This window comes from Paramagnetospirillum caucaseum, from assembly GCF_000342045.1.
Classification (GTDB): Bacteria; Pseudomonadota; Alphaproteobacteria; order Rhodospirillales; family Magnetospirillaceae; genus Phaeospirillum; species Phaeospirillum caucaseum.
Window position 1 is genome coordinate 1 of the sequence record NZ_AONQ01000069.1, and the last position, 24488, is coordinate 24488.

21 protein-coding genes and 1 tRNA gene are annotated in these 24488 nt (G+C 67.3%); 9 read left to right on the forward strand and 13 right to left on the reverse strand.

Annotated elements, in window-relative coordinates:
• Nucleotides 1-191: 191 nt before the first annotated feature.
• Entirely contained in the window at nt 192-827 is a 636-nt protein-coding gene (nth, locus tag H261_RS18660) for an endonuclease III (RefSeq protein ID WP_008620639.1), read from the reverse strand.
• Nucleotides 824-1600: a histidinol-phosphatase gene (gene hisN / locus H261_RS18665; RefSeq protein ID WP_040476859.1), complete on the reverse strand. Its 777-nt coding sequence runs from the start codon at nt 1598-1600 to the stop codon at nt 824-826. The genes nth and hisN overlap by 4 nt, the downstream gene beginning before the upstream one ends.
• A gap of 95 nt (nt 1601-1695) precedes the next feature.
• On the opposite strand from hisN, the gene H261_RS18670 reads away from it, so the two are divergent.
• Complete coding sequence (locus tag H261_RS18670) at nt 1696-2436, forward strand: 3-deoxy-manno-octulosonate cytidylyltransferase (RefSeq protein ID WP_008620644.1); 741 nt, start codon at nt 1696-1698, stop codon at nt 2434-2436.
• An 8-nt stretch (nt 2437-2444) separates the two neighbouring features.
• On the forward strand, nt 2445-3314 hold the full coding sequence (locus H261_RS18675; RefSeq protein ID WP_008620646.1) for a prephenate dehydratase: 870 nt from the start codon (nt 2445-2447) through the stop codon (nt 3312-3314).
• 64 nt (nt 3315-3378) lie between these two features.
• On the opposite strand, the gene H261_RS18680 is transcribed toward H261_RS18675, so the two are convergent.
• From H261_RS18680 to H261_RS18700, 5 genes are all read right to left on the reverse strand, one after another.
• Complete coding sequence (locus tag H261_RS18680; protein ID WP_040476855.1) at nt 3379-5085, reverse strand: cytochrome D1 domain-containing protein; 1707 nt, start codon at nt 5083-5085, stop codon at nt 3379-3381.
• 331 nt (nt 5086-5416) lie between these two features.
• The gene (locus H261_RS18685; RefSeq protein ID WP_008620650.1) at nt 5417-7099 is read right to left on the reverse strand and encodes a methyl-accepting chemotaxis protein; all 1683 of its coding nucleotides are present in this window, start codon (nt 7097-7099) and stop codon (nt 5417-5419) included.
• Nucleotides 7100-7292: 193 nt separating this feature from the next.
• A complete protein-coding gene (locus tag H261_RS18690; protein WP_008620652.1) occupies nt 7293-7901 on the reverse strand; it encodes a TetR/AcrR family transcriptional regulator in 609 nt (202 codons plus the stop codon).
• Between the two features lie 64 nt (nt 7902-7965).
• Nucleotides 7966-11445: a double-strand break repair helicase AddA gene (gene addA / locus H261_RS18695; RefSeq protein WP_008620654.1), complete on the reverse strand. Its 3480-nt coding sequence runs from the start codon at nt 11443-11445 to the stop codon at nt 7966-7968.
• Nucleotides 11442-12434 (reverse strand): AAA family ATPase, encoded by a 993-nt coding sequence (locus H261_RS18700; RefSeq protein WP_008620655.1) that lies wholly within the window; start codon nt 12432-12434, stop codon nt 11442-11444. The genes addA and H261_RS18700 overlap by 4 nt, the downstream gene beginning before the upstream one ends.
• 42 nt (nt 12435-12476) lie before the next feature.
• Between H261_RS18700 and H261_RS18705 the strand changes: the two genes are divergently transcribed.
• The 3 genes from H261_RS18705 (at nt 12477) to H261_RS18715 (ending at nt 15037) form a co-directional block, all read left to right on the forward strand.
• Complete coding sequence (locus tag H261_RS18705; protein ID WP_235062979.1) at nt 12477-13022, forward strand: DUF1285 domain-containing protein; 546 nt, start codon at nt 12477-12479, stop codon at nt 13020-13022.
• Entirely contained in the window at nt 12971-13666 is a 696-nt protein-coding gene (locus H261_RS18710; RefSeq protein ID WP_008620658.1) for an NUDIX hydrolase, read from the forward strand. The genes H261_RS18705 and H261_RS18710 overlap by 52 nt, the downstream gene beginning before the upstream one ends.
• Nucleotides 13667-13729: 63 nt before the next feature.
• The gene (locus H261_RS18715; RefSeq protein ID WP_008620659.1) at nt 13730-15037 is read left to right on the forward strand and encodes a CCA tRNA nucleotidyltransferase; all 1308 of its coding nucleotides are present in this window, start codon (nt 13730-13732) and stop codon (nt 15035-15037) included.
• Here the strand turns inward: H261_RS18715 and H261_RS26545 are convergent.
• The gene (locus tag H261_RS26545) at nt 15032-15157 is read right to left on the reverse strand and encodes a hypothetical protein (protein ID WP_268743964.1); all 126 of its coding nucleotides are present in this window, start codon (nt 15155-15157) and stop codon (nt 15032-15034) included. The two genes, H261_RS18715 and H261_RS26545, sit on opposite strands and share 6 nt — an antisense overlap.
• Before the next feature lie 308 nt (nt 15158-15465).
• Nucleotides 15466-16899, reverse strand: coding sequence for a metalloprotease TldD (gene tldD, locus H261_RS18720; RefSeq protein WP_040476857.1), 1434 nt, complete (start codon nt 16897-16899; stop codon nt 15466-15468).
• Between the two features lie 76 nt (nt 16900-16975).
• Between tldD and H261_RS18725 the strand changes: the two genes are divergently transcribed.
• A complete protein-coding gene (locus H261_RS18725) occupies nt 16976-18256 on the forward strand; it encodes a DUF3422 family protein (RefSeq protein WP_008620662.1) in 1281 nt (426 codons plus the stop codon).
• 25 nt (nt 18257-18281) lie between these two features.
• On the opposite strand, the gene H261_RS18730 is transcribed toward H261_RS18725, so the two are convergent.
• From H261_RS18730 to H261_RS18740, 3 genes are read right to left on the reverse strand one after another with little or no spacing between them, the layout of a single operon-like run.
• Nucleotides 18282-20783: a sensor domain-containing protein gene (locus H261_RS18730; RefSeq protein ID WP_008620664.1), complete on the reverse strand. Its 2502-nt coding sequence runs from the start codon at nt 20781-20783 to the stop codon at nt 18282-18284.
• Nucleotides 20784-21404, reverse strand: a complete 621-nt coding sequence (locus H261_RS18735; RefSeq protein ID WP_008620665.1) for a chemotaxis protein CheC — start codon at nt 21402-21404, stop codon at nt 20784-20786.
• A complete protein-coding gene (locus H261_RS18740) occupies nt 21401-21772 on the reverse strand; it encodes a response regulator (RefSeq protein ID WP_008620667.1) in 372 nt (123 codons plus the stop codon). The genes H261_RS18735 and H261_RS18740 overlap by 4 nt, the downstream gene beginning before the upstream one ends.
• 103 nt (nt 21773-21875) lie before the next feature.
• Here H261_RS18740 and H261_RS18745 point away from each other — a divergent pair, with 103 nt between their 5' ends.
• The 3 genes from H261_RS18745 to H261_RS24020 all read left to right on the forward strand — a co-directional run bounded on the left by H261_RS18745 (nt 21876) and on the right by H261_RS24020 (nt 24013).
• On the forward strand, nt 21876-22295 hold the full coding sequence (locus H261_RS18745) for a tellurite resistance TerB family protein (protein WP_008620669.1): 420 nt from the start codon (nt 21876-21878) through the stop codon (nt 22293-22295).
• Between the two features lie 104 nt (nt 22296-22399).
• Nucleotides 22400-22475: transfer RNA gene (locus H261_RS18750), tRNA-Thr, on the forward strand.
• 209 nt (nt 22476-22684) lie between these two features.
• On the forward strand, nt 22685-24013 hold the full coding sequence (locus H261_RS24020) for a tyrosine-type recombinase/integrase (RefSeq protein ID WP_081609001.1): 1329 nt from the start codon (nt 22685-22687) through the stop codon (nt 24011-24013).
• A 23-nt stretch (nt 24014-24036) separates the two neighbouring features.
• On the opposite strand, the gene H261_RS18760 is transcribed toward H261_RS24020, so the two are convergent.
• Nucleotides 24037-24372 (reverse strand): hypothetical protein, encoded by a 336-nt coding sequence (locus H261_RS18760; protein WP_008620673.1) that lies wholly within the window; start codon nt 24370-24372, stop codon nt 24037-24039.
• Between the last annotated feature and the right edge of the window lie 116 nt (nt 24373-24488).

A 24488-nucleotide genomic window follows, 5' to 3' on the forward strand; every position in this document is an offset into this window, starting at 1 on the left:
GGGCCAATCGGCATTCAAGCGGATGGGACGAAAAACGGGCCACAGATGAACACAGATTCCCGCTACGCGGGATACAGATAAGGAATATTCTCAATTCATCTGTGTTTACCTGTGTTCATCTGGGGCTGAAATTTCTGTCTGGAAGACGCTCTGGCCCGAAATCAGCCGAATTCCCTGAATGTCGATACAGCCTAAGCCGTCTCCTTGCCCTCGAAGGCGCAGAGATCACGCACCACGCAGGCCCCGCAATCGGGCTTGCGGGCCTTGCACACATAGCGGCCGTGCAGGATCAGCCAGTGATGGGCGTGCTGCAGCCACCTGGCCGGCGTCGCCCGCATCAGCCCCTCCTCCACCGCTTCCACCGTCCGGCCCGGGGCCAGACCGGTGCGGTTGGCGACGCGGAAGCAATGGGTGTCCACCGCGATGGTCGGCTCGCCGAAGGCGATGTTGAGCACCACGTTGGCGGTCTTGCGCCCGACGCCGGGCAGGGCTTCCAGGGCGGCGCGGTCGTGGGGGACCTTGCCGCCGTGCCGGGCCAGCAGGCGGCGCGACAGCTCGACCACGTTCCGGGCCTTGGTCTTGTAGAGGCCGATGGTGCGGATGCATTCGGCCAGCCCCTCCTCGCCCAGCGCCACCATGGCCTCGGGCGTGTTCACCCGCGTGAACAGCGGCCGGGTGGCCTTGTTGACCCCGGAATCGGTGGCCTGGGCCGAAAGCACCACCGCCACCAGCAGGGTGTAGGGATCGGCATATTCCAGGTCGCTTTTAGGCTCGGGATTGCGCGCGGCGAGGCGGGCGTAGAACAGGTCGGCCTGCCCGGGGGTCACTGGTTGAGCACTCCCAGCGCCTCCCGGTGGAGGCGGGCGTCGCCGGCGGCGCAGACCTTGCCGTCGGAATGGATGGAGAGCGGCTGGCCCGACCAGTCGGTCATGATTCCCCCCGCCCCCTCGATCACCGGCACCAGGGCGGCGAAGTCGTAGGGCTTCAGCCCCGCCTCCACCACCAGGTCGCAGAAGCCCGAGGACAGCAGGGCATAGGCGTAGCAGTCGCAGCCGTAGCGGGGCCGCTTGCATCCCGCCGCGATGCGGTCCCAGGCCGGGCGGGTGTTGTCGCAGAACAGCTCCGGCCCGGTGGTGAAGGCATAGGCGTGGGCCAGATCGGGACAGGCCCGCACCCGCGCCGGCTGGCCGTTCAGCGTGGTGGGGCGGCCCAGGGCGCCCAGCCAGCGCTCGTCGGTGAAGGCCTGGTCGATCAGCCCCAGGATGGGCTTGCCGTGGCGGGCTAGGCTGATCAGGGTGCCGAAACTGGGCTTGCCGGTGATGAAGGCCGCCGTGCCGTCGATGGGGTCCAGCACCCAGACGTATTCGGCATCGCAATTCTCGCGCCCGTGCTCCTCGCCCAGGACGCCGTGACCGGGAACCTCGGCGGCCAGGATGGCGCGCAGGACGGCCTCCACCTCACGGTCGGCGATGGTCACCGGGCTGGAATCGGCCTTGTCGTCCACCGCCACCGGAGTGCGGAAGTACTTGCGGACCACCGGGCGGGCGGCATCGGCCAGTTTCTCGGCCAGGGCGATGAATTCGGCGGGACAGGCGGTCATGATGGGCATTCCGTCGGGTTGCGGTGCGGCCGAGTGTGGCGCGAAACGGCGGTTATGGATAGGGTGTAGGCGCAATTCCCTTTTGGACGCGGATCATGGCCGAACTCAACCCCATCATCGTCATTCCCGCCCGCATGCATGCCACCCGCCTGCCGGGCAAGCCGCTGGCCGACATCCATGGCGAGCCGATGATCATCCACGTCTGGCGCCGCGCCATGCAGGCCGGTCTCGGCCCGGTGGTGGTGGCCTGTTCCGAGCGCGACGTGTTCGACGCCGTCCACGCCCATGGCGGCCACGCGGTGATGACCGATCCCGACCATCCCTCGGGCTCCGACCGGGTGTGGGAGGCGGTGCAGGCCATCGACCCCGAGGGCGGGTTCGACGCCATCGTCAACGTCCAGGGCGACCTCCCCACCCTGGACCCCCAGGTGATCCGCGCCGTCTTCGCGCCGCTGGCCGAGCCGGGTGTCGACGTCTCCACCCTGGTGACCGAGATCACCGAGGAGGAGGAGCGCGCCAACCCCAACGTGGTCAAGGCGGTGATCGGCCTGCGCCCCGGCCAGCGGGTCGGCCGCGCGCTGTATTTCAGCCGCGCCACCGTGCCGGCCAATGCCGGGCCGCACTACCACCACATCGGCCTGTACGCCTACCGGCGCGACGCCCTGGCCCGTTTCGTCGCCCTGCCCCAGGGGGTGCTGGAGCAACGCGAGAAGCTGGAGCAGCTGCGCGCCCTGGAAAACGGCATGCGCATCGATTGCGCCTTGGTTGACACCGTTCCGCTGGGTGTCGATACTCCCGCCGACCTCGAACGGGCGCGCGCCCTGCTGAAAGCCTGACTTCCGCCATGACCGACGCTCCCCACCCCGAGACCGCCATCGCCTTCCAGGGCGAGCCCGGCGCCTATTCGCATCTGGCCTGCCGCAACGCCTATCCCGGCATGCAGCCGCTGCCCTCGGCCACCTTCGAGGACACCTTCGCCGCCGTGCGCGAGGGCCGCGCCCGCTACGCCATGATCCCCATCGACAATTCGGTGGCCGGCCGCGTCGCCGACGTGCACCACCTGATGCCCTATGCCGGCCTGCACATCATCGCCGAGCATTTCGAGCGCATCAGCCACCACCTGCTGGCGGTGCCCGGCGCGACGCTCGACACCATCAAGACGGTGAAGAGCCACGTCCACGCCCTGGGCCAGTGCCGCAACATGATCCGCGACCTGGGGCTCAAGGTGATCGTCGGCACCGATACCGCCGGCTCGGCCGCCGAGATCGCCCAGAAGGGCGACCCCACCATGGCGGCCATCGCCTCGGAACTGGCCGCCGAGGCCTATGGCCTGGTGTCGCTGCGGGCGGGCATCGAGGACGCCGAGCACAACACCACCCGCTTCGTGGTCCTGGCGCGCGAGGCGCTGGAGCCCAACCCCAACCTGCCCTGCGTCACCACCTTTGTGTTCCGGGTGCGCAACGTGGCCGCCGCCCTGTACAAGGCGCTGGGCGGCTTCGCCACCAACGGCATCAACATGACCCGGCTGGAAAGCTACATGGTGGGCGGCGAGTTCGCCGCCACCCAGTTCTACGCCGACGTGGAGGGCCACCCCGCCCAGCGGCCCCTGCGGCTGGCGCTGGAGGAACTGGACTTCTTCAGCCACGAGGTCCGTATCCTGGGCGTCTATCCCCGCCATCCCTTCCGCATGAAGCAGCAGGCCGGCGCGGAATAGGAAAGCGCAAAAAAGGAAAGGGCGCCGGCTGTGGCCGGCGCCCTTCTTTTTGTCCCCGGCGACCTCAGTAGACGTCGTGCAGGGTATTGGTCACGTTGAACTTGCCGGTCGGCGTGATCAGGCGAGGATCCTTGATCACCGACTTCAGCTTGCGGGTCTTGTCATCGACCACCACGATGGCCGAGACCTTGTCCTTGGCGTTCCACACCGAGAACCACACCTCGTCGCCCGCCTTGTTGTATTCGGGCTGGACGACGCGCGGCGCACCGTCGGTGATGCCGGCCCACTTGCCGAGAGGCAGAACCTCGGCGGGCTTGTCCAGGTTGTTGATGTCGAACACCGCGATGGAGGAGGCCACGTCGGCGTCGGGGTTCAAGGTGGTGTCGACCCACAGGTTCTTGGACTTGGGGTGGGTCTTGAGGAACAGCGAACCGCCGCCCTGGCCGGTCAGCGAGGCCACCTTGGTCCAGGCCTGCTTGGGATGGCCCTTGGGGTCGGTGCCGATCAGCGCCACGGTGTCGTCGCCCAGATGGCCGGTGGCCCAGACGGGACCGAACTTGGGATGGACGAAATTGGTGCCGCGGCCCGGATGGGGGGTGGCGCCCACCTCGACCATGCCGACCAGCTTGTCTTCCTTGGTGTCGACGACCGCGATCTTGTTGCGGGCGTTGGCGGCCACCATGAAGTAGCGCTTGGTCGAGTCGAAGCCGCCGTCATGCAGGAACCGCTCGGCCTCGATGGAGGTGATCTTGAGGTTCTTGATGTCGGAATAGTCCACCAGCATGATCAGGCCGGTTTCCTTGACGTTGACCACGAATTCCGGCTTGTAGTGCGAGGCGACGATAGAGGCGACGCGCGGCTCGGGGTGGTATTCCTGCTTGTCGGAGGTCATGCCGCGGGTCGAGACGATCTTCTTCGGCTCGAGCGTGTTGCCGTCCATGATGACGAACTGGGGCGGCCAGTAGGCGCCGGCGATGGCGTACTTGTCCTCGAAGCCCTTGAACTTGGAGGTCTCCACCGAGCGGGCCTCCATGCCGATCTTGATCTCGGCCACCGTCTCGGGCTTTTCCATCCACAGATCGATCAGGTTGATCTTGGCGTCGCGGCCGATGACGTAGAGATAGCGGCCCGAGGCGGAAATGCGCGAGATGTGGACGGCGTAGCCGGTCTTGATGATGCTGACGATCTTCTTGGAGGCGCCGTCGATCAGGGCGATCTCGCCCGAGTCGCGCAGCGTCACCGAGAACAGGTTGGACAGGTCCAGGTTGTTCAGCTTCTTGGTGGGCCGCTTATCGGCGGGAATCACCACCTTCCAGGTGCCCTTGATCTCGTCCATGCCGAATTCGGGCGGCTGCGGCGGCTCGTTCAGCAGGTACTTGGCCATCAGGTCGACCTCGGCCTCGCTCAGCTGGCCCGAGGAGCCCCAGTTGGGCATGCCGGCGGCCGAACCGTAGGTGATGAAGGCCTTCAGCGCATCGAAGCCGCGTTCGCGGGTGATGTCGGTGGTCAGGGGCTTGCCGGTGGCGCCCTTGCGCAGCACGCCGTGGCAGCCGGCGCAGCGCTCGAAATAAATCTGCTTGGCCTTGTCGAACTCGGCCGTGGTCAGCTGCGGGCCGGGCTGGGCCCCCGGCTGGGTCATGGGGGCGGTGCGGAGCACGTCGCCGCTGGTCTCGTAATGCTCACCGGCGCCATGGGCGGGCTTTTCCGCCGCCACGGCCGTCCCGGCCCAGGCGGCCGCCAGTGCCGCCATCATCCAAGTCGCTGCCTTCATCGGTTTCCCCTGGGCAAATCTAAAGTCACCGGCAATCCCGGCGCGGGAGACCTTATTCGCCATGTGGGAATGAATCAAGCAAACGATAAGTATTTGACATTCATCAATGACCAATATCAATTTTCACAAAAGAGAAGCTGAAGTATAGATTGTGAATTTTATTCATTCCATATTGATGTTCATCATAATGAAGCCATATGGAATCGAGACACCCTAGGCGGCATCCGGCCCAGGCGACTCGATATGCGATTTTTCTTGATATTTATCAGTTGATATCGGTCAAGAATCGGCGCCACCCGCCTCCCCGGCGGGAAACGGGTGGCGCCGCCGGTTACCGTGCCCGGATGCCTTCGATGAAGGCGCTGACCTCGCCCATCAGGTCGTCGGTGCGGCGCGCCACGCCGCCGGCCTGGCCCAGGACCAGGGAGGCGGCGTCGCCGGCCTGGGCGGCGGCGGCGGCCACCCGGCCGACGCTGCCCACCACGTCGCCGGTGCCGCCCACCGCCGCGCTGACGCTGTCGGCGATGCGATGGGTGGCGCTCTGCTGCTCGGCCACCGCCTGGGTGATGGACTCCACCGCCCGGCTAATCTCGCCGATGGTCCGCACGATGTCGCCGATGGCGGCCACCGCCTCGCCGGTGGCGGACTGGACCTGGGCGATCTGGTTGGAGATCTCCTCGGTGGCGCCGGCGGTCTGGTTGGCGAGGTTCTTGACCTCGCTGGCCACCACCGCGAAGCCCTTGCCCGCCTCGCCGGCCCTGGCCGCCTCGATGGTGGCGTTCAAGGCCAGCAGGTTGGTCTGCTTGGCGATGGTGGTGATCAGATCCACCACCTGGCCGATGCGCTCGGCGGCGCTGGCCAGCCCGGCGACGTTGGCCGAGGCGCGCTCGGCCTTGCCCACCGCGTCGGCGGTGGTGGTGGACGAGGCCGCCACCTGCCGCTCGATGGCGGCGATGGAGTGGGAGAGGTCCCGGGCGGCGTCGGCCACATTGCGCACGTTGGCCGAGGCGGCGCCGGCGGCGCTTTCCGCCGATCCGGCCTGCCGCGAGGCATCGGCGGCCACCCCGGACATGGATGCGGCGGCGCGACTCATCTCGGCGGCCGCCTCGGACAGGCGGCCCATGACGGCGGTGACCTTCTCCTCGAACTCGGCGGCCAGCGCCAGACGGGAATCCCGGCGCTCCACCGAGGCGCGGCTCTCGGCCTGGCGACGTTCCTCGGCCAGTTGACCCATCTGCCGCCCGTTCTCGGCGAAGACGTCCAGCGTGCGGGCCATGCCGCCGATCTCGTCCTTGCGGTCGCGGCCGGGCACCATTACGCCGTAATCGCCGGTGGCCATGGTGCCCATGCACGAGCGCAGGGATTCCAGCGGGCGGGTCAGCGACCGCGTCACCGCCAGCGCCAGCGCCAGGCCGAACACCGCGAAGGCGACGAACGACACCAGCAGGGAGAAGGCGGCGCTCTTCTGCTCGCTTTCCGCCTGCTCGCGGAAACGGGCGGCGTCCTCGGCGGCCAGGGTGATGGCCGAGGCCATCAGGGTCTGGATCACTTCGGCCTGTCGGGCGGCGGCCCCCTTGGTCAGGTCGGCGGCCTCGACGCTGCGGCCCTGCTTCATCATCTCGACGATCTCGGCGCGGATGGGCTTCCACGCCGCCAGGGCCTTGCCCAGTTGCTCGAAGACGGCGCGGTCGGCCAGGAAACGCTCGCGCGCCGCGTCCAGCTTCCTCACCACCCGCGCCTCGGCGGCGTCGATGGCGGCTTCCGCCTTGGCGACGTCGCTGTCCTCGAAGGCCAGCGCCAGGTCCTTCATGGCCCGGTGCATGGCGATGATGCCGCCGTCGGCCTCGGACAGCGCCGTCGAGACGGTGAAGGGATGGCGGTAGAGCAGCTCGGTATGGGCCGAAATGGACCGCAGCTGCAGGCTTGAAAACAGGCCGAGCGCGCCGGTGACGGCGATCATCAGCCCGAACCCGGCGAACAGACGCACGCCGATTCTCACATCTGCCAGACGCATGACTCCTCCCTCGCCGCGCCGGCGGACCGGCGGGGCCATGAAGCCTGATTCCCGTTTGTTCTCTTGGGCCTGCCCTGGTTGATCCGGGCGGCATCGTTGCATATGTTGTTACATAAAACTGTTTTCCATAACAACAATAATATGGCGCACTATCCCTCGGAGGGATGTATCGCATCGAAGGGAATAGGGAATTCTACCGCCTGCCGTAGGCGCGGATCAGGGTCTGCACCGCGGCGGCGACGGTGTCGTCCAGGGAACGGCCCGGCGGCAGGCCCAGCAGGGCAAGGTGATAGGTCTCGGCCCGCAGCATGCCGACGAACTGGTCGGCGATGACCGTGGAATCCACCTCGGCCACCAGTTCCCCCCGCTCCTGCAACCGGACGACCGAGGCGGCGATGACCGCCTTGCCCCTCACCGGGCCGGTATCGTAGAAGGCCTGGGCCAGTTCCGGAGTGCGGGCCGATTCCGCCACCACCACCCGGTACAGCGCCAGGGCGTCCGGAGTCATCAGCAGGGTAAGCAGACGCTCGCCATAGGTGGTGAAGGTGCGCGCCGCGTCGAAGCTCTCGTCCGGCGGGGCGAAGACGAAGGAGGCCTCGCAGCGCCGGTGCATGATGGCGGCGAACAGCTGATCCTTGCCCTCGAAATGGGCGTAGATGGTCGCCTTGGACACGCCGGCCCGGGCGGCCACCGCATCCATGCTGGTGGCGGCATAGCCCTCGTCCAGGAACAGACGCTGGGCGGCGTCCAGGATGGCTTCCCGCTTGGCCGAGGGTTTGGACCGGGTCCGGGTTTGGCTCATGCTTCCTCCGCTTCCGGCAAAAACTAAACCATGCGGTTCAGTTTTGGGAAGGGGAAATGTGGGGTCATTCCACCAGCCCGGCCAGGGCGTCGTCCAGGCGGGCGGGCTCGATCTCGGTGAGACGGGGGCCGTCGGTCCACACCAGCACGCAACGCACCCGCCGGCCGGGATAGATGCAGGCCAGCGCCAGACGATAGGCGGCCATCTGCCGCACATAGAGATCGGGTACCTCGTCGGGGGTGGCGGGCGGACGGCGGTTGGTCTTGTAATCGGCCACCACCACTTCGGATTCGCCGACCGCCAGGCGATCGACCCGGCCCGACACCACCCGGTTGCCGATGCGCCCGACCAGCGGCACCTCGGCGCGCGAATCCGGGCCGAACAGCCCCGCCAGCCCGGGATGGTCGAGAATGTCCGAGACCTCGTTGGCGATGGCCAGCTGCTCCCTGGTCTCCAGCCCCCAGGCGGGGCGGGCGAGGAAGCGCAGCATGGCCCGCGAGCGCTCGGCCTGGGGCAGATCGGGCACGGTCTGCAGCAGGCGGTGGACCAGCTTGCCCCGCTGCCAGCGTGGCTTGCCGTCCGCCTCGGCCAGGGGCGAGCGCACCGGGGGCTCCTCGCCCTCGGGCCGCGAGGGGGCCAACGGCCGGGGCGGCACCGGCTCGGGCTCGGCGGCGGCCAGGGCCCAGTCGGGCAGCGGCGACGACGGACGCCCGCCCGGCCCGCCCCCCCCTTCCCCCTGGACGGCGGCGGTCTGGGGATTGGCCAGGACCAGCACCGGCCCCTCGGCGGTCTCGCCGGCCCTGGCCAGGAAGGGATCGGCGTATTCGGCGGCGGTGGCGGCCAGGGCGCCGTGGACCAGGGCGTGCCAGCAGGTCTCCGGCGCCGCCTTCAAGCCGCGCCAGCCGCAGACGATCAGCCGGTCCTCGGCCCTTGTCATGGCCACGTAGAGCAGGCGGCGGTATTCCCGCTCGCGCGCCAGCTTGCGCGCCTCGGCCCCCCGGCGGCAGACATCGTCCATGTCCTCGGCGCGCGGCGGCCAGGCGGGCAGTTCGTCGGCGCCGTCCCCCAGCCACAGCAGGCGGGGCGAGCGGACCGGCACCTGCATGGTGTCGGGCAGGAACACCACCGGAGCCTGCAGCCCCTTGGAGCCGTGCACCGTCATGATGCGCACCGCGTCGCGGCCCGCCTGTTCCAGGTCGCGCTTGATCTCCAGGGCACCGGCCTCCAGCCAGTGGAGGAAACCCTGCAGCGACGGCGGGTGGGCACGCTCGAAGGCCAGGGTCAGGGCCATGAACTCGTCGATGGCGTCCTCGGCCTCCAACCCGAGGCGGGCCAGCAGACGCCGGCGGCCGCCCAGCGGCCCCAGCACGCGGGCGTAAAGGGCATGGGGCGAAATGCGGTCGGCCTGGGCCAGCAGGTCGGAAAGCTGGCGGAACGCCGCCTCGAACACACCGCCGCCGTCCGCCACCCCCTGGCGCAGCGCCTCCCACAGCCCCATGTCCTTGGCGCGATGATGGGCCAGAGTGAACAGCTGGTCCTCGGAAAGCCCCACCAGCGGCCCCTTCAGCACCGTGGCCAGCGTCAGGTCGTCCTCGGGCAGCAGCAGGAAGTTGCCCAGCGCCATCAGGTCCATCACCGCCATCTGCTCGGTCAGCACCATGCGGTCGGCGCCGGCCACCTCGACCTTGCCGGCCTTCAACTCGCGCACCAGATCCTCGACGAAGCCACCCCGGCGACGCACCAGCACCAGCACGTCGCCGGCCCGCACCGGGCGGCCCCTGGACTCCAGCCTTTCCCCGTCGATCATGGCGCGGATACGGCCGGCCACCAGCCGGGCCAGCCGGGTGCGCGGCGAATCGCCCCTTATGCGCTCCACCGGCGGCTTCCAGGCCGGAGCCTCGTCGGCGGGGCGCGGCTCGACGGCGGGCCACACCTCGACCCGCCCGGCCTGTCCGGTACGGTGGGGCAGATGGGTGATGTCCTCGTCGCCGGCCACCCCGTCGCGGCCCGGCCTTCCGGGCGCGAAGACGGCGTTGACCGCGTCGAGCACCGCGGCCGCCGAGCGGAACGACAGGTTCAGCGCCACCTCGTCCCAGACTCCCCCGGCGGCGGGCACATGGGCGGCGAAGGTGGCCCGCATACGCTCAAACTCGCGCGGGTCGGCGCGCTGGAACGAGTAGATGGACTGCTTGGCGTCGCCCACCGCGAAAACGGTGCGCAGGCTTTCGCGCGCGCCGCGCCCGGCGAAGAATTCCTCGGTCAGCTTCTCGACCACCGCCCACTGGTCGGGATTGGTGTCCTGGGCCTCGTCGATCAGCACATGGTCGATGCCGCCGTCCAGCTTGAAAAGCACCCAGGGCGCCACACCGGGCCGAGCCAGCAGGTCGCGGGCGCCCAGGATCAGATCGTCGTAATCCATCAGGGCGCGCCGCGCCTTGGCCCGGCGGTAGCCGTCCAGCAGCGCCCCGCCCAGGGTCAGCAGCGCCCCGGTGGCCTCGGCAATGCGGGCGGCCTTGAGCCTGCCGGTCAGGCGGAACAGCCGCTCGGCCTCGGCCAGCAACGCCGCCTCCACGCCGGGGAAGCCGTCGCGCACCGCCTTGGTGGCCAGGGTCTTGCGGATGCCTCCTTCCGCCGTGAGGAACTGGGCGCACCAGACGGCGAAGCCCTCCTGCCGTTCCGCCGGACCGGCCAGCCAGCGGGCCATGGCCTCGCCCCGTTTGCGGTCGGACTCCGAGCCGGACAGCAGCGCCGTCACGGCGGCCCGCAGGGCCTCGCCGTCGAAATGGGCCTCAATCGCCGCCCAGGCCAGCAGGGAATCCGGAGTGTCGCCGTCGTCCAGCCCCAGCCGGACCCGCAATGCCGCCAGGGCACCGTCCACCCCGCCATGGCGGTCGAACAGCCGTTCCAGCCGGCCGCGCTCGGCGGTCAGCTCGCCCATCAGCTCGGGGAAGGCGGTCTCGTGCACGCGGGCGGTCACCAGGGAAAGGGCGCGGCCCAGCGCGCCCTTTCCCTCGCGGGCCTGGGCCAGGACCTCCAGCTTGGCGGAATCGAGCAATTCGCCGGAATCGCGGTCGTCCATCACCTGGAAATGCGGCGCGACGCCGGCCTCCAGGGGGAAGCGCCGCAGCAGCGACTGGCAGAAGGCGTGGATGGTCTCCATGTGCATGCCGCCCGGCGCGTCGAGCAGGCCGGCGAACAGGCGGCGCGCCCCGGTCATCTCGCCCTCGGTAGGGGGACGGCCCAGCAGGCGTTCCAGGTCGCCGGCCAGATCCTCGTCCCGCGCCGTGGCCCATTTGCCCAGCCGCCCGGCGATGCGGTTGGACATCTCGGCGGCGGCGGCCTTGGTGAAGGTCAGGCAGAGAATCTTGTGCGGCGGCGTTCCGGCCAGCAGCAGGGTCAGCACCCGGTCGGTCAGCACCTTGGTCTTGCCGGTGCCGGCGCTGGCCGCCACCCAGACGCTGGCGCCCGCGTCGGCGGCGCGGCGCTGCCGCCGGTCGGCGTCCTGGGAAAGGAGAGAGGGGGAAAGGGTCGGGGCTTCCGTCACAGGGTGGCTTCCAGGGCCCCGATCACCTGGGCCAGGGTGACGCCGTCGGCCCGCGCCGCGAAGCCGAGCGCCATGCGGTGACGCAGCACCGGGGCGGCCAGGGCGCGGATATCGTCGATGGAGGGGGCGAGGCGCCCCTGCAGCAGGGCCCGCGCCCGGGTGGCCAGCATCAGCGCCTGGGCGGCGCGCGGGCCGGGGCCCCAGGCCACGGCGCGGCGCACCAGGTCGAGCGAGGTGCTCTCGGGGCGGCCCTGACGCACCAGGGTCAGGATGGCGTCGACCACCGAATCCCCCACCGGGATGCGGCGCACCAGCGCCTGGGCGGCCAGCAGGTCGGCGGCGCCCATGGCCCGCACCGGCTCGGCGGACAGGGCGCCGGTGGTCTCGATCAGCATGCGGCGCTCGGACTCGCGGTCGGGGTAGCCCACGTCGATCTGCATCAGGAAGCGGTCCAACTGCGCCTCGGGCAGGGGATAGGTGCCCTCCTGCTCCAGCGGGTTCTGGGTGGCCAGGACGTGGAAGGGCCGGGGCAGGTCCTGGCGGCTGCCCGCCACGCTGACCTGATGCTCCTGCATGGCCTGCAGCAGGGCCGACTGGGTGCGCGGGCCGGCGCGGTTGATCTCGTCGGCCATCAGCAGCTGGCAGAACACCGGCCCCCGGATGAAGCGGAAGGCCCGCGCGCCGCCGGCCCCTTCCTCCAGCACCTCGGAGCCCAGGATGTCGGCGGGCATCAGATCGGGGGTGAACTGCACCCGCTTGTCGTCCAGACCCAGCACCACGCCCAGGGTGTGCACCAGCCGGGTCTTGGCCAGTCCGGGCAGGCCGATCAACAGGGCGTGACCCCCCGCCAGCAGCGTGATAAGACTCTGATCGATGACGTCGTCCTGACCGAAGATGACGCGGCCGATGGCGGCGCGGGCCTCGGCCAGGCTTGATTCGAGGGCGGCGATTTCGTCGAGTGGGGCGGCGGAACTGGTATGGGGTGTCATGGGGAGGCGCCTCGCACGGGAAGAAGACTGAGGAGCGGCCGAGTGAACCAGCCATTGACCGAAGCCCCTCCGGATGTGGACTACCCGGGCCGATTGCCCGAATATTGCGGCGACCTCGGCATCCGCATCGACCGGCAGGGACGTTGGTTCTACCATGGCACGCCGATCAACCGCAAAGAGATGGTCTGCCTGTTCGCCTCGGTGCTGTACCGGGCCAGGGACGGCGGCTACCTGCTGATCACGCCGGGCGAGATGGGCCGCATCGAGGTCGAGGACGTCCCCTTCCTGGCGGTGGAGATGTTCACCTGCGGATCTGGCCGCGAGATGGTGGTCAGCTTCCGCACCAACATGGACGAGATGGTCACGGTGGACACCGGCCATCCATTGAGAATCGCGGAGGTCGAGGGCTCGGGGGAGCCGTCGCCCTACGTTACCGTACGGAACGGGATCGAGGCGCGCCTCACCCGTTCCGTATACTACGAACTGGTCGCCCTGGGCTGGGAGGAAGACCGGGAGGGAGAAACGGTTTACGGCCTATGGAGCAGCGGGAGCTTTTTTCCACTGGGGAGGCTGGACCTTCCCGACTGACGCGCGAGGCGATCGCGCGGCGCCTCACCGACGGGTTCGACCCGCGCGGACGGGGCGACTCGGCCCTGGAGGCCCTGGTCCAGGGCGGCGCCATCCGTCCTGGCGTGCCCACCGGCGACGACACCCTCACCCCGGCGGCGGTGCTGGTGCCCCTGGTCGAGCGCGAAGACGGCCTGACGGTGATGCTGACCAAGCGCACCAATCATCTGGCCCACCATCCCGGCCAGATCAGCTTTCCCGGCGGGCGTCTCGAGCCCGAGGACAAGGGCGACCTCACCGTCTGCGCCCTGCGGGAAACCGAGGAGGAGACCGGCCTGGACCGCCGCAAGGTGCGGCTGCTCGGCCGCCTGGACGACTACGCCACCGGCACCGGTTTCATCATCACCCCGCTGGTGGGGATCATCGACCCGCCCTTCACCCTTTCCCCCGATTCCTTCGAGGTGGCCGAGGTGTTCGAGGTGCCGCTGACCTTCGTCCTCGACCAGGCCAACCACCAGTTGCAAAGCCGCGAGGTGCGGGGATTTCAGCGGCCGTTCTGGGCGCTGAACTGGCAGGACCGGCTGATCTGGGGCGCCACCGCCGGCATCCTGGTCAACCTGTTCGAGGTGCTGGCCCCCCGTCCCTCCGGCGAGCCGCCGGAATGACTCGTATCATTGTCCCTCGCCGGGCGCTCGCATCCGCGAGCTTGGCCGCCGCCGTGACCCGACATGAGTAACACCCGCCTGCACCTCAATCCCGGCGACCCCATCGGCCTGCTGGGGCCGCAGGACTGGATGGACGCCGCCGAGACCCGCGCCGTGGTGGCAGCGCTGCAGGCCGACGGCGCCCGGGTGCGCTTCGTCGGCGGCTGCGTGCGCGACGCCCTGCTGAAGCGCCCCATCCGGGACATCGACATCGCCACCCCCGACCCGCCCGAACGGGTGCTGGCCCTGCTCGACGATGCCGGCATCCACGCCATCCCCACCGGCATCGACCACGGCACGGTGACGGCAGTGATCGGCAAGGCCCATTACGAGATCACCACGCTGAGGGTCGATGTGGAGAGTTTCGGCCGCCACGCCCGCATCGAATACACCGACGACTGGCGGGCCGACGCCTCGCGGCGCGACTTCACCATGAACGCTCTGTCGGCCGACCCCGAGGGCAACGTCTACGATCCCTTCGACGGCATCGCCGACATGGCGGCCGGACGGGTGCGCTTCGTCGGCGAGCCGGAGAAGCGCATCGAGGAGGACGCGCTGCGCCTGCTGCGCTTCTTCCGCTTCCACGCCCATTACGGCCGGGGCATCGCCATGGAGACGCGGGCGCTCAACGCCTGCCGCCGCATGGCCGGCCGGCTGGAGGGGCTGTCGGGCGAACGGGTGGCGGGCGAACTGGTGCGTCTGCTGCTGGCCGATGACCCCACCCCCTCGCTGCTGGTCATGCACAGCCACGGCATCCTGGCCCACATCCTGCCCGAGGCGCGGGAATTCGGGCGGCTGCGCACCCTGGCCTGGCTGGAGCGCCGGGGGCTGGCCCGGCCCGAGATCCGCCCCGACGCCATCCGGCGCCTGGCCGCCCTGATCGTCACCGACCGGGCCGGCGCCCTGGCCCTGGGCGATCGCCTCAAACTGTCGGGGACCCAGGCCAAACGGGTGGCGGCGACGGCGGCGCCCCGCGTGCAGGTGGAGTTCTCCATGGACGGCCCCGCCGTCCGCCGGGCGCTGCGCAAGGTGGGCGGCGACGAATTCCGCGACCTGGTCATGGTGGCCTGGGCGGCGCGCCGCTCGCTGGAGGCGCGGCCCGACGCCGCCGAATCGGAATGCTGGGCCGCCCTGCTGGACGCCGCCCGCGACTGGGTTCCGGTGGACCTGCCGGTCAAGGGCCGCGACCTGCTGGACATGGGGGTGCCGCACGGCCCGCGGATCGGCGGCCTGCTGGTCGCGGTGGAAAGCTGGTGGGAGGAGCTTGACTACCGTCCCGACCGCGCCCAGTGCCTGGGCAAGCTGCGGGAACTGATGGCCGGGGGGCTATAGACCGAAGGCGCTGGCGAACTCCATGTCGGCCTCCAGCCGCTCGAGACCGGCGACCACGGTACGCCCCATCTGGCGGGCCTGCCTCAGCATCTGTTCCAGGGCCAGCTCGCTACACTTCACGCATTGACTGCAGCCGCGCCCCGAAGCGCAGTTGAGCACATGATGCAGTTCGTCGACATCCAGAGCGACCGGACGCAGCTCCCAACTACACGGACCTTCATTGGGGCCGACCTTCGCCATTAAAATAACCTCTCTGGACAATAAAGGGGGAAACGCCGATGGCGTATCCCCCTTCCCATTCCTTGAGGTTATCCCATGAAAAACTTATGGGCACTGGGGCATGCGTATATGAAAACCCTCTGAAAAACCGCCATTTACAATTGGTTCTTCGACGGAAGGGTTAGTGTCCGCACCTTACAAGACCAAAGCTATACAGCCGTTCCGCCCACCGTCAGCCCGTCCATGCGCAGTGTCGGCTGGCCGACGCCCACCGGTACGCCCTGGCCGTCCTTGCCGCAGGTGCCGATGCCGGGGTCGAGCGCCAGGTCGTTGCCGATCATGGTGATGCGGGTCAGGGCGTCGGGGCCGTTGCCGATCAGGGTGGCGCCCTTGACCGCCGCCCCCACCTTGCCGTTCTCGATGAGATAGGCCTCCGAGGCCGAGAACACGAACTTGCCGTTGGTGATGTCCACCTGGCCACCGCCGAAATTGACGGCGTAGATGCCCCTGGGAACCGAGGCGATGATCTCGGCCGGGTCCAAGCTCCCGGCCATCATGAAGGTGTTGGTCATGCGCGGGATGGGGGCGTGGGCATAGGATTGCCGCCGGCCGTTGCCGGTGGCCGCCACCCCCATCAGGCGGGCGTTCATGCGGTCCTGGAGATACCCCACCAGGATGCCGTCCTCGATCAGCACGGTGCGCGACGTCGGCGTGCCCTCGTCGTCGATGGACAGCGAGCCGCGCCGGTCGGGAATGGTGCCGTCGTCCACCACGGTGACGCCGGGCGAGGCGACGCGGGCGCCGGTCTTGCCGGTGAAGGCCGAGGTGGCCTTGCGGTTGAAGTCGCCCTCCAGCCCGTGGCCCACCGCCTCGTGCAGCATGACGCCGGGCCAGCCGTTGCCCAGCACCACCGGCATCTCGCCGGCCGGGGCGGGCACCGAGCCGAGATTGACCGAGGCCTGGCGCAGCGCCTCGTCGGCGCAATGGCGCCAGTCGGCCAGCCCCATCACCCCGCCATAGCCGATGCGCCCGCCCATGCCGTGGCCACCGGTCTCCATGCGCTTGCCGTCCCCCAGCACCACGTTGACGCCCAGGCGCACCATGGGGCGGATGTCGGCGGCGAGCGTGCCGTCGGCGCGCAGGATGGTCACCGCCTGCCACGACCCGGCCAGGGAGGCGGTGACCTGCCGCACCCGGTTGTCCCGCGAGCGGGTATAGGAATCGATCTCTTCCAGCAGCCGCACCTTGTCCTCGAAGGGCACCTGGGCCAGGGGGTTGACCTCGGTGTACAGCGCCCGGGCGCCGGCGACCGGCGGGGCCGCCATGGAGCCGGAATGGCCGGAGCGCACGGCGCGCACCGTGGCGGCGGCGCGGCGGATGGCCGCCTCGGACAGGTCGGAACCGTGGGCGTAGCCGTGCGCCTCGCCCGCCACGGCGCGCAGGCCGAAGCCCTGGGTGGTGTCGAAGCTGGCGCTCTTGATCTGGCCGTCGTCCAGCACCAGGGATTCCGATTGCCGGTATTCCAGGAACAATTCGCCGTCGTCGGCGCCCTCCAGCGCCTCGGCGACGATGCGCCGCAGACCATCCGCGTCGAGGCCGGTCTGGGTGAAGAACAGGTCCTGGGCCATGGCGAGGTTGGACATAAAGGCTCCTGACGGAAGGGGGATCGGTGGTGTAAACCTGGAAACTCAAGCATCTCTTATCGGAGACATATGGGCAATGGCCGACGGCTTGCCAATCAGGCTCAACGAGCACGCCCAGCGGCGCGACCTGGCCGGCGAGGTCCACGCCCGGCCCTACGAGCTGCTGTCCGCCCCGGTGCGCGCCTCGCAACTGGCCATGGTCCACGCCGACCCCGCCGACGAACGCGCCCATCTCGCCCGCCTGCTGGCCAGCCACGGGGCCGAGCCGCCCGGCGACGGCGCCGGGTATTTCATCCGCGACCTGGGCGGCTTCCGCCTGCGCTGGGAGCGGCACTCGGAATTCTCCACCTATACGGTGATGCGCTTCGACCCGTCCGACGGCGGCTTCGCCACCACCGCGCTGGACCTCATTCCCGCCGACTGGCTGGAGAGCATGCCGGGCGAGGCCATGACCGCCGTGCACGTGCTGGTGGCCAGGGAACTGCCCGACGATCTGGGACCGCTGTTCGACGGCAATTCCCTGGTGGGCTCCAAGGTGCTGTGGGGGGCGGGCGAGGCCTGGACCGATTTCCGCCTGCACGCCGACGGCTTTTCCCGCGTGGTGCTCAAGGATTGCGGCCTGACCCGGGGCCAGACCGGGCGGCTGGTCCAGCGCCTGCTGGAGATCGAGACCTACCGCATGATGGCGCTGCTGGCCTTTCCCCTGGCCCGTCAGTCGGCCCCCGAGATCGCCCGCATCGACCGTGAGCTGGCCGGCATCGTCAGCCAGCTGGCCGACCCGAAGGTCGAGCAGAACGACCGCGACCTGCTGGAGCACCTGACCCGGCTGGCCGCCGAGGCCGAGCGCCTCGACGCCGCCACCAGCTTCCGCCTGTCGGCGGCCAAGGCCTATTACGCCATCGTCTGCCGCCGCATCGAGGAATTGCGGGAAGAGCGCATCCCCGGCCTGCAGACCTTCGCCGAGTTCATCGACCGGCGCCTGGGGCCTGCCATGAAGACCTGCGACTCGGTATCCGAGCGCCAGCAATTGCTGGCCACACGGGTGTCGCGGGCCGGCGACCTGCTGCGCACCCGGGTGGACATCGCGCTGGAGGAAAAGAACCGCGACCTGCTGAATTCCATGAACCGCCGCGCCGAATTGCAGCTGCGGCTGCAGGAGACGGTGGAGGGCCTGTCGGTGGTGGCCATCAGCTACTACCTGCTGGGCCTGATCGGCTATCTGGCCAAGGGGCTGAAATCCGTGGGCCTGCCGGTGGATTACGACCTGACCGGGCTGATCGGCCTGCCGGTGGTGGCCGGCGCCGTGTGGCTGGGGGTGCACCGGCTGCGGAAGGCGCTGAACCACAAGGCGGAGTGACCGTCGATGCGGGCGGGACGCGGCCTCACAGCGGCCAGGGGCTCCTGGTGCGGACCAGTTCGGCGAATTGGTCGGCGGGCACCGCCTTGCTGAAGTAGAAGCCCTGGGCCTCGTCCACCTTGTGGGCCTGGAGGAAGTCCAGCTGCTCCCGGGTTTCGATGCCTTCGACGTTGACCCGGGTGCCCAGCGAGTGGCCGAGATTGACGATGGCCTCCACGACCGCCGCGTTGTCGGGATGCAGGCCGATATCCACCACGAAGGAACGGTCGATCTTCAGCTTGTCCACCGGAAAGCGCTTCAGGTAGTTGAGCGACGAATAGCCGGTGCCGAAATCGTCGATGGAGATCACCACCCCCATGGCGCGCAGCCCCTGCAGCACCTCGATGGTGGCGTCCACGTTCTGCATGGCGATGCCCTCGGTGATCTCCAGCTGCAGCTGGTCGGGCGGCAGGCCGGTCTGGTCCAGGATGTCGGCCACCATGGTCATGACGCTCTGGGTCTGCTTGAACTGGGCCGGCGACAGGTTGACGGCGATCTTCATGGGCTCCAGCCCGGCCTTCAGCCACTCGCGGCCCTGCAGACAGGCGCGGTGCAGAATCCAGCGGCCCAGCGGGCCGATCAGGTCGGAGCGCTCGATGATCGGGATGAACTCGCCGGGCGGGATCCAGCCCCGCGTCGGGTGGTTCCAGCGCAGCAGCGCCTCGCAACCGACGATATGCCGGGTGCTCATCTCGATCAGCGGCTGGTAATGCAGTTCCAGCTGGTCGGTGCCCAGGGCCTGGCGCAGGTCGTGCTCGATGATCTTGCGGGCCCGGACCTCGGCGTCCATCTGGGCCACGTAGAAATGATAGTTGTTCCGCCCCTCGGCCTTGGAGCGGAACATGGCCAGATCGGCGTTCTTCAGCAGCTGGTCGGCGTCGGAGGCGTCGTCGGGGTAAAGGGTGATGCCGATGGAGGTGCTGGTCCGCACCTCGTGCTCGTCCAGACCGAAGGGGTCGGCGATGCCGGCGATGATGCTTTCCGCCACCCGCGAGGCGCCTTCCAGATCGTCGAGATTGGTGAGGATCACCGCGAACTCGTCGCCACCCAGGCGGGCCACCGTGTCGGTCTCGCGCACGCAGCGGGTCAGGCGCTTGGCCACGGCGCGCAGCAGCAGGTCGCCCACATGATGGCCCAGGGTGTCGTTGATGTCCTTGAACTTGTCGAGGTCGAGGAACATCAGCGCCAGCTTCCAGCCCGAGCGCTTGGCCTGGGCCAGGGATTGGCGCAGGCGCTCCTGGAACAACACCCGGTTGGGCAGGTCGGTCAGCGAATCGTGGTGGGCCAGATGCTGGATGCGGGCGGCGGCCAGCTTGCGCTCGGTGACGTCGCGCCCCACCAGAACCAGGCCGCGCCGGCTGTTGTCGAGGTTGAACAGCGGGATCTTCAGCATGTCGAAGACCTTGGTGCCCCGGGTCGGGGTCTCCATGGCCTTCTCGTAGCTGAGCGGCTTGCCTTCCTTCCAGGCGCGCTCGTCGGTTTCCTTCGCCGTGGTCAGGAATTCCTGGAAATTGTGCGAAAGCCGCGCCAGCTCCTGGCCGGTGCGCCCGACGTAATCCACCCCCGCCAGCCCCACCAGATCGAGATAGAACTGGTTGGCCACCAGCCAGCGCCCCTTGCCATCCTTGAAGCAGATCAGGTCGGGCATGGCGTTGATCAGGGTGGTCAGCCATTCCTTCTGGTTGCGCAGTTCGGCCTCGTTGGCCTTGCGCAGCGTGATGTCGTGGCCGATGGCGACGAACAGGCGCTGGCCGCCCAGTTCCATGGCGGCCAGCGACAGTTCCAGCGGGAAGCGGGCGCGGATCTTGCGCACCCCCGTCACCTCGGTCCGGTGGTCGAGGAAGGAATCGGGCGTGGTCAGCTCGGGAATCAGCATGCTGACCGGCTTGCCGACGATCTCGTGCGGGGCATAGCCGAAGATGCGCTCGGCGGAAGGGTTGTAGGTGCCGATGGCCCCGTCGTCGCCGAAGGTGACGATGGCGTCGGCGGTGTTGTCGACGATGGCGCGGTTGTGCAGTTCCGACAACCGGTAGTTCTCGGCCAGCGCCTCCATGGTGCGGGCCTGCTGGCGCAACAGCGCCTCGCGGGACGCCATGCTGGTGACGTCGAAGATCTGGATCAGGCAGGTGCGCCCCCCGCCGGTGTCCAGGGGCTTGATCACCACGATCTGGTGCATGGCCTCGCGCCGGTCGGGCCGCGCGCCGTTGCGCTCCAGGGGGAACAGCGTCCGGTTGAGCGACGACGACAGCATGGCCGACAGGCCGTTGCCCAGCGCCTGCCCGATGGCCTCGGCCACCCGGCTGTCGGCCAATTGGGGAAAGATATCGGGAATGGCGCGGCCCAGCGCGGCGGCGGCGGCGATGCCCGACGCCTCGACCAGCCAGGCGTTCCACAGGACGGCGCGGCCGTCGCCGTCCAGCAGGATGAAACCCATCTCGGTGGCGTCGGTCAGGGACCGCAGGAAAGCGTCTGAGACCGGCTTGCCCATCTAGCCCCCGATCACCCGGGAGACATAGGCGGAGACCGCCGCGGCGAAATGCCGCGCCGAGACGATGTCCATGACGAAGGCGAGATAGCCCTGCACCCCCTTGGCGGCCAGCGAGAAATCCACCTGCAGGAACATCACCAGTTCGGTGTCGGGATGCTTGGTGTCCAGGATGCGGGCGCCGCGGCCGCGCAGATAGATGGGCAGCGAGCTCTGGATGACGAGGCCCAGCTGGTTGGCCAGGCTGCCCAGGCAGGCGTTGAGGATGACGTTGCCCACCTCCAGCAGCGCCTCCTGCTCCAGCTCGGTCAGCGAATCCATGGGCACCGAATCGCCCAGCATGGAGCGCACCAGGTCCAGGCTGCGCCGCTCGGGAAAGATCAGCAGGATGTCGCCGGAAAAGCTGCTGGAGAAGTGCTGGCGCACCGCCACCGAATCGGCGCCGCCGGTGGTGCCGTCCAGCCGCTCGGCCGCCACCGCCGGGGACAGGAACTCCACGAACGGCACCGACAGGGCGACCCGGTCGCCGACCATGCGCGACAGCGACGCCGCCGCCTGTCCGATGGCGATGTTCAGGATTTCCTCGACGGCGTCGCGCTCCAGCGCGCCGATGATGCCGGTCATGACGAGCCGGCCCCCCCGGTGAGGAACCCGACAAGCAGATCGTCCCTGAGCGGCTTGGAGATATAGCCGATGCCGAGATGCGCCGCCTCGTCGCGGACGAAGTCCTGGATGTTGGCGGTCAGCAGCGACAGGGCGGCCGCCGGGAATCTCTGGCGGAACAGCCGGGCGGTCTCCAGCCCGCCCATGCCGGGCATGTTGACGTCCATCAGGACGAAATCGGGAGCCGAGGCGGCGGCCAGGTCCAGCGCCTCCTCGCCGGTGGCCGCCTCGAGGATGGTCCAGCCGGGACAGGACCGCTCCACCACCGAACGGGTCATCATGCGGGCGACCCGGCTGTCATCGACCAATAGCACGGTGCGGCTCGTCATGAATTTGCTCCGGTGAAGACCCTGGTCCCTGACAAATCTATGCTTGACGCCTTGCCGCGCCGCAAGGGTAAAGTCCAGATCAAGGCTTCGGCGGGAGAACACCATGATGATCAGTCACCACGCAGCCCTCATTTACGTGATGGTCATGGTCTCGGCCGCCGACGGCAACATGACCGATCCCGAATTGCGCATGATCGGCGAGATCGTCAATTTCCTCCCCATCTTCCGCGACTACGACCCGGACCTGTTGACCCGGACCACGGCGGCCTGCGCCGAGATCCTCGATTCCGACGACGGGCTCAACCGCATCCTCGACGTGATCAAGGCGTCGCTGCCGCCGAAACTGCGCGAAACCGCCTACGCCCTGGCCTGCGACGTGGCGGCCGCCGACCGCGACCCCCACCGCGAGGTGATGCGCCTGCTGGAACTGTTCCGCCACCGCCTGGACATCGACCGCCTGGCCGCCGCCGCCATCGAGCGCGGCGCCATGGCCCGCTTCGCCATCCTGCCGGTTCACGCCTGAGCACCGTCGTCCTTCCGGGTTCGGCGACAGGCTCTTGCAAATCCCCCGGGGCGGCGCTACTTTCCGCCCCTCGGCCGCCCCATCGGGACCGGCCGCCGCCATGGGCCGGCGTAGCTCAGTTGGTAGAGCAGCGCATTCGTAATGCGAAGGTCGGGGGTTCGACTCCTCTCGCCGGCACCATTTTTCCCCAGGAAAATCAACGCACTAAGCCAACCAGCAATAGCTGGGTGGCTGCGTTTTGGGCGACTCACAGCCACTCACACGCCTTCCCAAAGGGGGCGAATCTGAGTACAATCCATGAATATCGTCTGTAGACGGCGTGGCGTGACTCACATCTCACTCACAGACTCACACGATGGACCGCCTAAATCCGCACTTGGAACGGCATCATGGGCAAGTTTGAGCGTGACGGGTTTTCGATCAAGGGCGGGGCTATACGTCTTTATAGGCGTGGCGATAGCAAATCTGATATTTGGCACGCCTCTGTCACCCGCCCGGATCGCAAGGTAGACAGATTCTCAACCAAAACCCCCGACCCGGTGGAAGCCGGTCGTATGGCAGAACGCCATTTTGATCGCCTCCGATTTGCGGAGGAGTTCGGCATCCCACTCGATCAAAAGAACTTCAAGCAGGTCTCAGATCACTGGTATGCGGAGGTTCTTGGTAAATCGATATGCGACAAAAATAAAAGCGATTTTAGGTCCATCCTCGACCGTTATTTAGTCCCGTTCTTTGGACAGAAATCAGTCGCCCTTATTAAGCTCAAAGATATAGCAGAATATAGAAAATGGAGAGTTTCATATTGGACTGATGGTCCTGGCAAAGATATTACCCACATCGTTTATCAGCGTGGTGATCGGACATTTAAAAGGCCCGTTAAGCGGTGCATTCCCAGTGCAGCCACATTGGCACGTGAGGATGTAGTCCTTCGTGGTGTGCTTCAGTCAGCCCTCTCAATGGGTTACGCCAACAACCACGAAATTCTTCAGTTCAAATCAGTCCGCCCTGATGGGAAATCCCGTGGTGCTTTATCCCGCGAGCAGTATCAGAAACTGGTCGCAGCATCATGGGAGCGAAGCATGCTTGTCCCAAATGGCCAGACCCTATACTACCGCCAACTTTTAGCTGTCTATATTCAGTTCATGGTGATGACCGGTCTTCGCCCTGGCGAGGCTCGGCGATTACGGTTTATGGACATAAAGGACGGATACGTTGTCCTTCAAGAAAGCAAAACAAAAGTAAGAAAGGTTGTCGGCGTAGCCGGTTTCAGCGGGATTATTTCCTTTCTTCACGATGTCCATCAAGCCCTATACGGGAGAGATGTCCATGATGAAGAAGAAAACCCATTTCCAAGGCCAACGGATTATCTGTGGAGGGATTATCATAAAGATGAACCCATCCACGATTTCAAAAGAAGTTTCAATGAGCTACTTGCATATTGCGGAATTGTTAATGACGAGCACCAAAATGGAAAAATAACAATTTATTCCCTTAGGCACACATATGCCCATTTTAGAATTGTTTATGGCGGCGTTAATGATGTCTATTTGCTGGCCCAGAACATGGGAACCAGCGTGCAGATGATCGAAAAATATTATGGCCACCTGGAACCGCTTCACCGCAAAGACGAATTGAAGCGTGTGCATCGGAATTCAGCTTCAGATAAGTTAATGGACAACATAAATGATCTATTCGGCTTGCCTCCATTTGAACTTTGATTGGCATTTGTACCCGTATATTCCTATTGGCAATTCCCCTCCACCTCACGACACGCCTTCCTGACTAATGCCAAGTCTCGGGGATCGCTCAACCATACGATCACGGCGACGAACCCAAGGTGGTGCAGGACCGTTTGCCAATGGATGTCGGACAATTCCCCGCCGCCGTTATCGGTGAGCAACACCTCCCCCAGGCGATTCTCCAGGGCAGCGTCCAGGTAGGCACGGCCTTCGTCATCGACCGCCAGCTTGATTGACGATGGATATCGAAGGGACAGTTCCGCCAATCGATGTTTGATGGCGGCAACCAGGGATTTTTCAGTTTCAGACCTCATCATCATGAAACTCAGCAGGAACAAAGCAGTTTTCGCAGATGATTTTGTTTGTGAGCGTTATAAGATAATGGATGCCACCGCATCCAGGGCATGTCCTGGCGTAATGATCGGGATTCATATCTATAATTTCCGGGAACAGG

Bases quoted from the DNA above. Each gene is read 5' to 3' on its own strand.
- hisN (WP_040476859.1), bottom strand. From the start codon at position 1,600: ATGACCGCCTGTCCCGCCGAATTCATCGCCCTGGCCGAGAAACTGGCC.
- H261_RS18670 (WP_008620644.1), top strand. From the start codon at position 1,696: ATGGCCGAACTCAACCCCATCATCGTCATTCCCGCCCGCATGCATGCC.
- H261_RS18675 (WP_008620646.1), top strand. From the start codon at position 2,445: ATGACCGACGCTCCCCACCCCGAGACCGCCATCGCCTTCCAGGGCGAG.
- H261_RS18680 (WP_040476855.1), bottom strand. From the start codon at position 5,085: ATGAAGGCAGCGACTTGGATGATGGCGGCACTGGCGGCCGCCTGGGCC.
- H261_RS18685 (WP_008620650.1), bottom strand. From the start codon at position 7,099: ATGCGTCTGGCAGATGTGAGAATCGGCGTGCGTCTGTTCGCCGGGTTC.
- H261_RS18690 (WP_008620652.1), bottom strand. From the start codon at position 7,901: ATGAGCCAAACCCGGACCCGGTCCAAACCCTCGGCCAAGCGGGAAGCC.
- H261_RS18700 (WP_008620655.1), bottom strand. From the start codon at position 12,434: ATGACACCCCATACCAGTTCCGCCGCCCCACTCGACGAAATCGCCGCC.
- H261_RS18710 (WP_008620658.1), top strand. From the start codon at position 12,971: ATGGAGCAGCGGGAGCTTTTTTCCACTGGGGAGGCTGGACCTTCCCGA.
- H261_RS18715 (WP_008620659.1), top strand. From the start codon at position 13,730: ATGAGTAACACCCGCCTGCACCTCAATCCCGGCGACCCCATCGGCCTG.
- tldD (WP_040476857.1), bottom strand. From the start codon at position 16,899: ATGTCCAACCTCGCCATGGCCCAGGACCTGTTCTTCACCCAGACCGGC.
- H261_RS18725 (WP_008620662.1), top strand. From the start codon at position 16,976: ATGGCCGACGGCTTGCCAATCAGGCTCAACGAGCACGCCCAGCGGCGC.
- H261_RS18730 (WP_008620664.1), bottom strand. From the start codon at position 20,783: ATGGGCAAGCCGGTCTCAGACGCTTTCCTGCGGTCCCTGACCGACGCC.
- H261_RS18735 (WP_008620665.1), bottom strand. From the start codon at position 21,404: ATGACCGGCATCATCGGCGCGCTGGAGCGCGACGCCGTCGAGGAAATC.
- H261_RS18740 (WP_008620667.1), bottom strand. From the start codon at position 21,772: ATGACGAGCCGCACCGTGCTATTGGTCGATGACAGCCGGGTCGCCCGC.
- H261_RS18745 (WP_008620669.1), top strand. From the start codon at position 21,876: ATGATGATCAGTCACCACGCAGCCCTCATTTACGTGATGGTCATGGTC.
- H261_RS24020 (WP_081609001.1), top strand. From the start codon at position 22,685: ATGGGCAAGTTTGAGCGTGACGGGTTTTCGATCAAGGGCGGGGCTATA.